This window comes from Candidatus Pelagibacter sp. PS_40, from assembly GCF_059417765.1.
Window position 1 is genome coordinate 915,745 of record NZ_CM182064.1, and the last position, 10,318, is coordinate 926,062.

Here is a 10,318-nt window from a genome sequence, read left to right on the forward strand (position 1 = left end):
CTTATAATCAAATTTAAAAAATGATAAACTCTGAATATTTAAACAACCTGAATAATGCTCAAAAAGAAGCTGTTTTATATCTTGATGGACCGTTACTAATTGTTGCAGGAGCTGGATCTGGAAAAACGAAAGTTCTCACTTCAAGAATTGCTCATATAATCAACGAAAAAAAAGCTTTTCCAAACCAAATCTTATCAGTGACTTTTACTAATAAGGCTGCAAAAGAAATGCAAAATAGAGTAAGCTCAATATTAAATTCTGAGGCTATAGGACTTTCTTGGCTTGGAACCTTTCACTCTATATGTGCAAAACTACTTAGAAAGCACGCACCAGCAGCTGGATTAACTTCAAACTTTACAATTATTGATACAGATGACCAGGTAAGATTAATCAAAAATATATGTAAAGCTGAAAATATAGACATAAAACAATTAGCCCCAAAATTTATTCTTTCAATAATTGATAGGTGGAAAAATAAAGGCTTCTATCCAGATGAAGTCGTTATCAATAAAAATGATATTTTTGAAAGAACTATACGTCCTCTATATAAAATTTATCAACAAAAGTTATTAGATTTAAATGCATGTGACTTTGGAGATTTAATTTTACACGTGGTTAAAATTTTAGAAAAAAATCAGGACATTAGAGATATTTATTCAAATAATTTTAAATATATACTTGTGGATGAGTATCAAGATACTAATTATATTCAAAGTAGATGGCTGAACTTGCTCTCAGAAAAGCATAAAAATTTATGCTGTGTTGGAGATGATGATCAATCCATTTATAGTTGGCGTGGAGCAGAGATAAAAAATTTCTTAGAGTTTGATCAAGTATATAAAAATTCAAAAGTAATAAGATTAGAAGAAAATTATCGTTCCTCACAAAATATATTATCTGTTGCTTCAAATCTTATAGCTAATAATCAAAACAGAGTTGGAAAAACTTTAAAGACAACTATGGAGGAAGGAGATCTTGTTAAGCTTAATTGTTTTAAGAATGGAAAAGATGAAGCAATAGGGGTTTCTGATGAAATAGAAAAAAAACTTAAAAAAAAATATTCTTTTAATAATATTGCTATTCTAGTTAGAGCTATTTTTCAGACAAGAGAATTTGAAGAAAGATTTTTAAAAATTGGTTTACCCTACAGAATTCTTGGTGGGACAAAATTTTATGAAAGAGCAGAAATTAAAGATTGTGTTGCCTATTTAAGATTGATTCACCAGCCAAAAGATGACTTAGCTTTTGATAGAATAGTCAATAATCCCAAAAGAGCAATTGGAGAAAGTACTATAAAATTAATTCATGAGTTTTCAAAAACAAACGCTGTTAGTTTAGAAATTGCTTCTAAAAAATTAATTGAAGAAAATTTAATTAAACCCAAAACTAAAATTGGTCTAAGCTCTTTTTTATTCTTAATGGATAAGTGGAGGAATGACATTAATATTAAAAAAATTAACCATGTTAAATTATTACAACTAGTTTTAGATGAATCTGGTTATTCAAGTATGTTAAAAAACAAAAAAGATTTGGAAAATGAAAACAGACTTGAAAACATTAAAGAGCTTTTAAGTGCGATGAAAGATTTTGATAATTTAGAAAATTTTCTAGAACATGTGGCTCTTGCCACCTCAGTTGATCAGGATTGGGATGGAGAAAAAGTTAACATGATGACAATGCATGGATCTAAAGGACTTGAATTTGATGTGGTTTTCTTACCCGGTTGGGAAGAAGGTCTTTTCCCACACCAAAAATCTATTGAAGAGAAAGGCCAAAATGGGCTTGAAGAAGAAAGGCGATTAGCATATGTGGGAATAACAAGGGCAAAAAAAAAAGCACTGATATCTTTTGCTATGAATAGGTTTTATCAAGGAAATTGGATAGACAGTATGGCTTCAAGATTTATTGAGGAATTACCAGAAAAATTTTTAGAAAAGAATTCTTTTTTTGACGACTCTAAAGATAATGAAGAAGATTTTGAATTTAATCAAGATTTTGAAATTGAAGAAGGAACTAGAAGTCCTGGATGGATAAGATATCAAAAAAGAATTAAATGATTTTAAAAAAAATAAAAATTCTAAGAAAAAAATTTAAAAAATATAACATTGATGGTTATATTATTCCAAAAAATGATGAATATTTTTCTGAATATGCAAAAAATGATAGGTTAAAGAATATTACAGGATTTTCAGGTTCTGCAGGTTTTGCTGTAGTTTTAAAAAAACAAAATTATTTATTTGTCGATGGAAGGTATACTATTCAAGCACATCAACAATCATCTAAAAATTTTAAGATTATTGAAATTCATAAAAAACTACCTCATACAATTATTAAAAATTTTAATTTAGGTTATGACCCAACACTATTTACATCAAAATTACTTAATAAATATTTCAAGAATAATAACTTAATTTCAATTGACCAAAACTTAATTGACCAAATATTTAAATTCAAAAAAAAACCTACTAAGCCATTCTACTCTTTAGACACAAAAATTGTAGGTGAGCCATATAGTTCTAAAATTTCTAAAGTAGTGCGATTTCTTAAAAACAACAAAGCAGATTATTGTTTCATTTCTGTACCTGAAAATGTGGCATGGCTTTTAAATATTCGTGGATATGATAATCCAAATAGCCCAATTGCGAATGCAAGATTGATACTAAATAAAAAAAAAGAATTTTTTTTAATAACAAATGAAAAAAAATTAAAGAATCTTCTATTAGATAAAAAGATTAAAAAGAAACAAATTTTACCAATCAAATCACTTCCACAATTTTTAGATAATTTAAAAGGTAAAAATTTTATTATTGATAATAAAACCTGCTCAATTTTTTATGAAAAAATAATTAAATCAAATTTTAATATACTTAAATTTGATGATCCTGTTTATGAATTAAAATCAATCAAAAATTCTAATGAAATAAAACATATGATCGAAGCCCATAAAAAAGATGGCTTAGCGTTAACAAGATTTATTTATTGGATTAAAAATGTTAATAAAAAAAAAATTACAGAAGTGTATGCACAAAACAAATTAGAAAAATTCAGAAAACTAAATAAAGATTATTTATTTCCAAGTTTTGATACTATTGCTGGCGCTGGCTCAAATGGGGCAATTGTTCATTATAGGGCTAATAAAAAAACAACTAAAAAAATTGAACAGAATGATATTTTATTGGTAGATTCGGGTGGACAATATCATTACGGTACTACAGATGTTACGAGGACTATTTCATTCTCAAAACAAAACAAATTTATCAAAAATGCTTATACGAACGTATTAAAAGGACATATTGCAGTTGCCTTAACAAATTTGAATAAAGATGACACTGGAAAAAGAATCGACATAAGAGCTAGAAAATATTTAAAAAAAGAAGGTCAAGATTATGCTCACGGAACAGGCCATGGAGTTGGTTTTTTTTTAAACGTCCATGAAGGACCTCAATCTATCTCAAAACATAATTCGATAAAGATAAAAAATGGAATGATCCTGAGTAATGAACCTGGTTTTTATAAAAAAAACCACTTTGGTATTAGGATCGAAAACTTAATCTATGCCAAAAAAACCAAAAGAAGCTTTAATTTTGAAAACCTCACACTTGCTCCATTAGAAAAAGATTTAATTAACTACAAGTTATTAAATAAAATAGAAAAAGATTACTTGTTTAAATATCATTTAAATATTTATTCAGAATTTTCTAGTTTACTTAATAAAAAAGAAAGAAAGTGGTTAGCCACTCTTATTTAACATTTTTAACCATTCTGTCTGATTAATAATTTTTATATTCCACTCCTTAGCTGTGTTTATTTTTTTTAGAGTTGGTTTGTCTCCAGCAATTAAATAATCAAGTTTTTTATTAACGTTACTAATTATTTTTCCTGAATTTTGTTCTATCAATGATTTTGCTTCCGCCCTACTTATTCCATTTAACTTCCCAGTTAACATAAAAGTTTTATTTTTTAACAATCCATTATTATTTATTAAAATTACATCTTTGATTAATAAATTTTTTTCTAACTCAGACAGCACTTTAAGATTAGTTTTATTTAGAAAAAATTTTTTAATGGATTGAATTTGAGTTATTCCAATTCCATCAATATTAGATAAACTTTCAATATTGTTTTCCCCTGATAGTCTAAAAAAATTAGATGCTGTTTTAAGGTGTCTTGCAATAAGCTTAGCATTTTCTTGTCCAATATGTCTTATTCCTAATGAATAAATAAATCGCTCTAGAGAAATATTTTTTTTTTCTTCAATTGAGAATCTTAAATTAGCAACTGATAATTTTCCCCATCCTTCAAGTTCTTCTATTTTATTATAATTAAGCTTAAATATATCCTGTGGAAGTCTTACTAATTTTAGATTCCAAAAATTTTCAACAATTTTCTTGCCAAATCCGTCTATGTTAAATGCGTCCTTAGAAACAAAATGTTTAATTCTCTCTATGGCAATTTTTTCACATTCAAACCCCTCACTAGCACACCTTCTTACAGCATCTTGTCTTTTAGTTGTCTCATTATAATCTTTAATTGTTTTGCTTCCACACGATGGGCACTTTAATGGAAAAATAAATTTCTTTGAATTTTGTTTTCTTTTTTTTAAATCTACTGAAACTACATGTGGAATTACATCTCCAGCTCTTTCAACAGTGACCGTATCCCCTACTCTTATATCTTTTCTAACAATTTCATCTTCATTGTGAAGCGTTGCATTTGAAACTATGACGCCCCCTATATTAACTGGTTTAATTTTTGCAACCGGGGTAAGTGCCCCCGTTCTACCAATTTGTATTTCAATATTCATTATTTCTGAAATTGAGCTATTAGCTGAAAACTTATGTGCTATCGCCCATCTGGGTGCATTAGCAGCAAAACCCAGTCTTTTTTGTAAATCAAAATCATTAACTTTATAAACAATTCCATCTATATCAAATGCCAGCTCTTTTCTTTTTTCCTCTAATTCTTTATGATTTAACATTAAATTTTTAACCCCAATAATTTTTTTATTAAATGGGTTTGTTTTAAACCCCCATAATTTTAAATTTTCTAAGAAACTTGTTTGATTTTTGATATTCATTTTTTTTTCATAACCATATGTGTAGGCAATAAATTTTAATGGAATTTTTGCAGTTATTAATGAATTTTTTTGTCTTAATGATCCAGAAGCAGCATTTCTAGGGTTTGCAAACTTGTCTTTAATTTTTTTAAAATCATTATTTTCTATAAAAACTTCACCTCTAATATCTATTTCTTTAGGGAAGTTACTCTTAGTAATCCCCAAAGGTATATCCTTAATGGTTTTTAAATTTTGTGTAATATCCTCTCCTTCATTACCATCTCCTCTAGAAAGCCCTTTGGTTAATTTTCCATTAATATAAATTAGGGATGCAGATATTCCATCAATTTTTGGTTCAGCACTATATTCGATAGTATTTACATCTTTTAAACTTAAGAAATTAATTATTTTTTTTTCAAAATTTTTTAAGTCTTCTTCATTAAAAGCATTTCCAAGCGACAACATTGGAACTTTATGTTTTATTTTTTGAAAGTTTTTTGATGGTTTAAATCCTACGGATTTAGTGGGAGAATATTCACTTTTTAAAAATTTATATTTACTCTCTAAATCTATTATATCTTTTTTTAAAAGATCAAATTCTTGATCTGATACGATAGGTTTGTTTTTATCATAATAATACTTGTTATGTCTCTGAAATAAATTAATTTTTTTTAAGTATTCAATTTCAAGATCTTTATCATTCATTTTACTCGAACAATCCCTTAAATCTTTTTATTAAACCTATCTTTTTCTTTTTATCTTTTTGTAATTCTTTTACGCCATCTCTATAATCTTTATTAAATACTTTGTAAGAATTTTTATACCAATCAGAAGATTGGTAATTGTATCCTAAAGTGCTTGCATATTTTTTTGACTCATTAATTAATCCAAGTCTATAATTAATTTCAACCAGTCTATGAAGAGCTTCCTCTGTATAAATGGTTGTATTGTAATCTTTAACAACTGTTTTAAATCGATTAAGTGCTGGAATCCACTTAGTTTTTTTTAGATAATATCTAGCTATGTACATCTCTTTTGCTGCCAAAATTTCATTAATTAAATCTATTTTAAATTTAGCATCCATGGCAAATTCTGTACTAGGATAATCTCTAATTATAGTTTCAAATTGCTCCTTAGAATCTAATATTGATTTTAAGTCTTTTTTTTCATCAACTATTTGTTCATAAAAACTCATACCTAGAAGAAAATGTGCATAAACTTTATCTTTATGATTTGGATATGTTACTAAATATCTTTCTAACTCAAAAATTGCATCACTGTAATAATCTTGAGTATAGTATGCATAAGCTGCCATAATTGCAGATTTTGCAGCCCAGGGTGACTGTGGAAATAACAACTCAGCCTCATTAAATTTTTTAGCTGCTAATAAAACATCTCCTCTTTGAAGTTCAAAATAACCCTCTTTGTATGCATCAGACATCTGCATTTCCATATCCACTTCTACAATTTCAGATATTTGTTTTGTTTTATCTCCACAAGACCAAATAAAGATAAAAGTGATTAAAAGAAGTATAATTTTTAATTTAGAAAGCATGGTCTTATTCTAACAGATTATGAATAAAACTCTATTTTTTAAGCAATAGATCTTAGGTGACTCTTATTTATGAAGGTATTTGGCAAATGTTTTTCTGTAATCTCTATTAATGAAAAATTTTCGTCTTGTTGAAAAACTTTTCTCAATAATTGGTTAGTTAATTTATGCCCTCCTTGAGAACAAATAATTTTTCCAATTATTTTATAACCTGCTAGATATAGATCTCCCATACAATCTAAAATCTTATGGTTTACAAATTCTTTTTTATTTCTAAGACCTTTTTCATTTAAAATTTCATTGTCCTTAACAACTATTGCATTTTCAAGACTTCCTCCTTGAGCTAATCCCATTTCTTTTAGCTTTGCAATATCCTCAAAAAGACAGAAGGTTCTTGAATTATAAATATCAGTCAAATCTGACTCGAATACACTTACTAAATTTCTTTGCGTTCCAATTAAATTATTTTCATATTTTAGTTCAAAATCTATATCCAAACTAACTTTGCTTGGCTCTATAGAAATTGTTTTTTTACCATCATTAAATTCAATTCTTTTTTCAATTTTAATAATCTTTATTGGTGCTTCACTACTTTTTATTCCAGCTTTTGATATTTCTTCAATAAAAATTTTTGCTGACCCATCAAGAATTGGTACTTCCTGATTATCAATCTCTACTAGGACATTATCAATCCCTAAACCATATAATGCTCCCATTAAATGCTCTATTGTTGATATACTAACCCCACTTTCATTAGCTATGGTTGTACAAAATACTGCACTACTAACATTAAAAATATTTGGAACTACTATATTATTTTCTTTTAAATCAACTCTTTTAAAAAGAATTCCCGAATTTGGTTTTGCTGGCTTAACCGTCATAGTTACATTTGCTCCACTATGAAGCCCAACACCTTTAAAGATAATATCTCTATTGATAGTTTTTTGATTAAGAACAGACATTATTATTCTTATAAATAATTGGTTTAAATTTAGAAAAACAACAAATGTTACGAGAAAATACTAGTCTATTTGAAAAAATGAAAAAGTTTTTCAAAAAAACCTTGTTTTATTTGTTTTTTTGGCACAACTACAACCTCTTGTTTGTCATACATTTTTCTTAGTTTGTACCCAGATTGACAAACATCACCTAGGGTTTCCTCTAAAAAATCAATATCTTTAGAAAATGAAATTTTATCTTTAAATTTATTATCTAAAATTTTTGATCCTTCTCCCATCAGTATCATCTTAGATTGGGTCTTTACCTTTGCATTTGAGACAAGAGATTTATCACATAATTCAAGAATCTCTTCCGTTCTAGCAAAAGCTATTTTTTGTAACATTTCCAAAGAAAAATTTGGATTATCAGTATGTTCGTTATTTTTTTCAAAATTTAATTTAAGTTTTTCTGCTTCATTAATATCAATTTTTAAAAGTAGAGAAATATCTTTAGTAATATGGTTTCCACCTATCGGCAGAACGTCCAAAAAGATTAATTTATCATTATAAAAGGAAATAATTGATGTTTTTTTAAAAGCAATATCAATGAAAGATACCTCTCCTGTTAAATTTAAATTATTTTTATAATTGATTGATTTTGCATAACTAGAGCAAATTATTTGATTAATTGATATATTTAATTCTGAAAAAATATTTTTAAAGCTAAAGACTAATTCACTTGGAAGACAGATAAAAATAATGTCTAGCGATATAAATTGGCAATCGATTTCATCTGGTAACTCAGAATAATCAACATTATCAATTTTATAATTATTTATGATTATGTGTGCAATATCATAATCTGAATAATATTTTTTTATTTGTTGCTTTGCTTCTTGAATTAAAAATATGATATCATCTTGTCTTAATTTCAGTTCTTCAATTTTTTTAAATACAGAAATTGCAACAGAAATCGTTTTTGAACTATCTATCATCAAATCTATATTATCAATATATTCATTTGTGGATTTTTCTAGCGAAGCAATAATTTTTTGAATATCTGGTTTAAGATTAAATTGCTCTGTATAAAAATTACTCTCAATAAAAAAAGGATTATTCTTACTTTCCTCATTAAATGCACCTGCTCTTATTTTTGAAGAACCACAGTCAATTATTATTTGAAATTTTTTATCACTCATTACTTAGCAACTAAATGATTTTTAATTCTCAAATCAATAAATTTAAAATCTTTAAAATTATCATTATTGATAAGTTCCTTAGATAAGTTTAATGACGCTACAATATGTTCTTGTGGTAGCTTAATCAAAATATCTTTATCAGTTAAAATATCCCATCTACCTGATGGGAAAAAAGATAATTCTTTTAAATTTGAAAAAGACCACATAGATTTTTCAATATTTTTTTTAAATGATAAAAAATCTTGAGAATTAAATTCACCAAAAATGTATGGGAGTAGTTCATTGTTACTTTTATCTTCAATTAACTTACCATTGGCACCTACTAGATATTGACTATTATTAGAAACTCGAGCAATTAATTTAGTTGGTTTAATTTTAATGTTAAGTGTTGATGGGTAAATTTTTTTTATATTAAACTCTTGTATAATATTATGTTTTTCTAAAATTTTTATTATTTCTTCTTCATTAATGACAAATATACTTTTGTATAAAAGGTTATTAAGGTTATCTAAGATCTCCAAATTTTTTCTCTGAGAAAGACCTGTAATGTTTATTTTAGTTATTGATGAAGATAATTTTTTTTGATCGTTTATAAATTTTGCACTAGTAGTGCTTAAAATGAATAAAAATAATAAATAAATTATTATTTTATTTTTTTTACCTATTGATTGATGCATCTTTTAAAATCCATTCAATTAATTTTATAAAACTTATACCCTTATGTTTTGCAATCTCAGGGACTAATGAAAGTTTAGTCATTCCAGGCTGAGTATTAATCTCTAACAAATAAAACTTCCCGTTAAAAAATTTAAAGTCAGATCTTGTAACACCTTTACAGCCTATAATTTTATGAGCTGCTCTTGCTATGCCAGTAATTTTAGCTAGATTATTTTTACTCAAATCTACAGGAATTAAGTGCTTTGTCTTAGCACTAGAATTATATTTTGCCTCATAATCATAAAACTTTCTTTTAGGCTCAAGTTCAATTGCACCAAGTGATTTATTATTCATTATTGCAACTTGGATTTCTCTACCTGGTATAAATTCCTCAATTAATATTTCATTATAACTTTTTAATACTTTTAAGTTTTTTAATATATTGGTCTTGTCACAAATATATACATGAACGCTAGACCCTTCATTTATAGGTTTTACTACTACAGGGAATTTTAAATTTTTTTCAATTAATTTTATAATGTTAAGTTTATTTTTTTTATGATTAAATTTAATATATTTTGGAGTTAGTATTTTATTTTTTATAAAAATTTTTTTTGAAATTTCTTTATCCATTGCTATTGATGATGCAATTACACCTGAGTGTGTGTATGGAATTTTTTTAGTCTCTAAAATTGCTTGAATGTATCCATCCTCACCAAATTGTCCATGTAGCGCATTAAAAATAACATCTGGTTTAAATGAAGTGATATTCTTTGAAAGATTTTTATCAGGCTCACTAATTAAAACCTTATATCCATTTTTAATTAACTCTTTGGCAACTTGCTTTCCAGTATCTAAGCTAATTAACCGTTCCTTAGATATACCACCAGATAATATTAAGATTTTTTTTGTCATT

Annotated in this window: 8 protein-coding genes; 2 read left to right on the forward strand and 6 right to left on the reverse strand. The window is 26.5% G+C overall.

Translation table 11 applies throughout. The features are described 5' to 3' along the window. Positions 1-20 precede the first annotated feature (20 nt). Complete coding sequence (locus tag AC5SLW_RS04920) at positions 21-2,057, forward strand: ATP-dependent helicase (RefSeq protein WP_271479604.1); 2,037 nt, start codon at positions 21-23, stop codon at positions 2,055-2,057. Continuing rightward, positions 2,054-3,748, forward strand: a complete 1,695-nt coding sequence (locus AC5SLW_RS04925) for a M24 family metallopeptidase (protein WP_494574784.1) — start codon at positions 2,054-2,056, stop codon at positions 3,746-3,748. The genes AC5SLW_RS04920 and AC5SLW_RS04925 overlap by 4 nt, the downstream gene beginning before the upstream one ends. Here AC5SLW_RS04925 and ligA read toward each other — a convergent pair. From ligA to AC5SLW_RS04955, 6 genes are all read right to left on the reverse strand, one after another. Beyond that, the gene (ligA, locus tag AC5SLW_RS04930) at positions 3,731-5,761 is read right to left on the reverse strand and encodes an NAD-dependent DNA ligase LigA (protein WP_494573910.1); all 2,031 of its coding nucleotides are present in this window, start codon (positions 5,759-5,761) and stop codon (positions 3,731-3,733) included. The genes AC5SLW_RS04925 and ligA overlap by 18 nt on opposite strands. A gap of 1 nt (position 5,762) precedes the next feature. Beyond that, the gene (locus tag AC5SLW_RS04935) at positions 5,763-6,611 is read right to left on the reverse strand and encodes an outer membrane protein assembly factor BamD (protein WP_494574786.1); all 849 of its coding nucleotides are present in this window, start codon (positions 6,609-6,611) and stop codon (positions 5,763-5,765) included. Positions 6,612-6,649: 38 nt separating this feature from the next. Beyond that, the gene (gene lpxC, locus AC5SLW_RS04940) at positions 6,650-7,570 is read right to left on the reverse strand and encodes a UDP-3-O-acyl-N-acetylglucosamine deacetylase (RefSeq protein ID WP_006997890.1); all 921 of its coding nucleotides are present in this window, start codon (positions 7,568-7,570) and stop codon (positions 6,650-6,652) included. Positions 7,571-7,635: 65 nt separating this feature from the next. Then, entirely contained in the window at positions 7,636-8,745 is a 1,110-nt protein-coding gene (locus AC5SLW_RS04945; RefSeq protein WP_006997889.1) for a cell division FtsA domain-containing protein, read from the reverse strand. After that, the gene (locus tag AC5SLW_RS04950; protein ID WP_494574788.1) at positions 8,745-9,422 is read right to left on the reverse strand and encodes a cell division protein FtsQ/DivIB; all 678 of its coding nucleotides are present in this window, start codon (positions 9,420-9,422) and stop codon (positions 8,745-8,747) included. The genes AC5SLW_RS04945 and AC5SLW_RS04950 overlap by 1 nt, the downstream gene beginning before the upstream one ends. After that, positions 9,403-10,317: a D-alanine--D-alanine ligase gene (locus AC5SLW_RS04955; RefSeq protein WP_018414341.1), complete on the reverse strand. Its 915-nt coding sequence runs from the start codon at positions 10,315-10,317 to the stop codon at positions 9,403-9,405. Before AC5SLW_RS04955 ends, AC5SLW_RS04950 begins: the two co-directional genes overlap by 20 nt. Between the last annotated feature and the right edge of the window lies 1 nt (position 10,318).

Excerpts from the sequence above, each read along its gene's own strand:
- AC5SLW_RS04920 (WP_271479604.1), top strand. The coding sequence starts at position 21 with ATGATAAACTCTGAATATTTAAACAACCTGAATAATGCTCAAAAAGAA.
- AC5SLW_RS04945 (WP_006997889.1), bottom strand. The coding sequence starts at position 8,745 with ATGAGTGATAAAAAATTTCAAATAATAATTGACTGTGGTTCTTCAAAA.
- AC5SLW_RS04950 (WP_494574788.1), bottom strand. The coding sequence starts at position 9,422 with ATGCATCAATCAATAGGTAAAAAAAATAAAATAATAATTTATTTATTA.
- AC5SLW_RS04935 (WP_494574786.1), bottom strand. The coding sequence starts at position 6,611 with ATGCTTTCTAAATTAAAAATTATACTTCTTTTAATCACTTTTATCTTT.
- AC5SLW_RS04925 (WP_494574784.1), top strand. The coding sequence starts at position 2,054 with ATGATTTTAAAAAAAATAAAAATTCTAAGAAAAAAATTTAAAAAATAT.
- lpxC (WP_006997890.1), bottom strand. The coding sequence starts at position 7,570 with ATGTCTGTTCTTAATCAAAAAACTATCAATAGAGATATTATCTTTAAA.
- ligA (WP_494573910.1), bottom strand. The coding sequence starts at position 5,761 with ATGAATGATAAAGATCTTGAAATTGAATACTTAAAAAAAATTAATTTA.
- AC5SLW_RS04955 (WP_018414341.1), bottom strand. The coding sequence starts at position 10,317 with ATGACAAAAAAAATCTTAATATTATCTGGTGGTATATCTAAGGAACGG.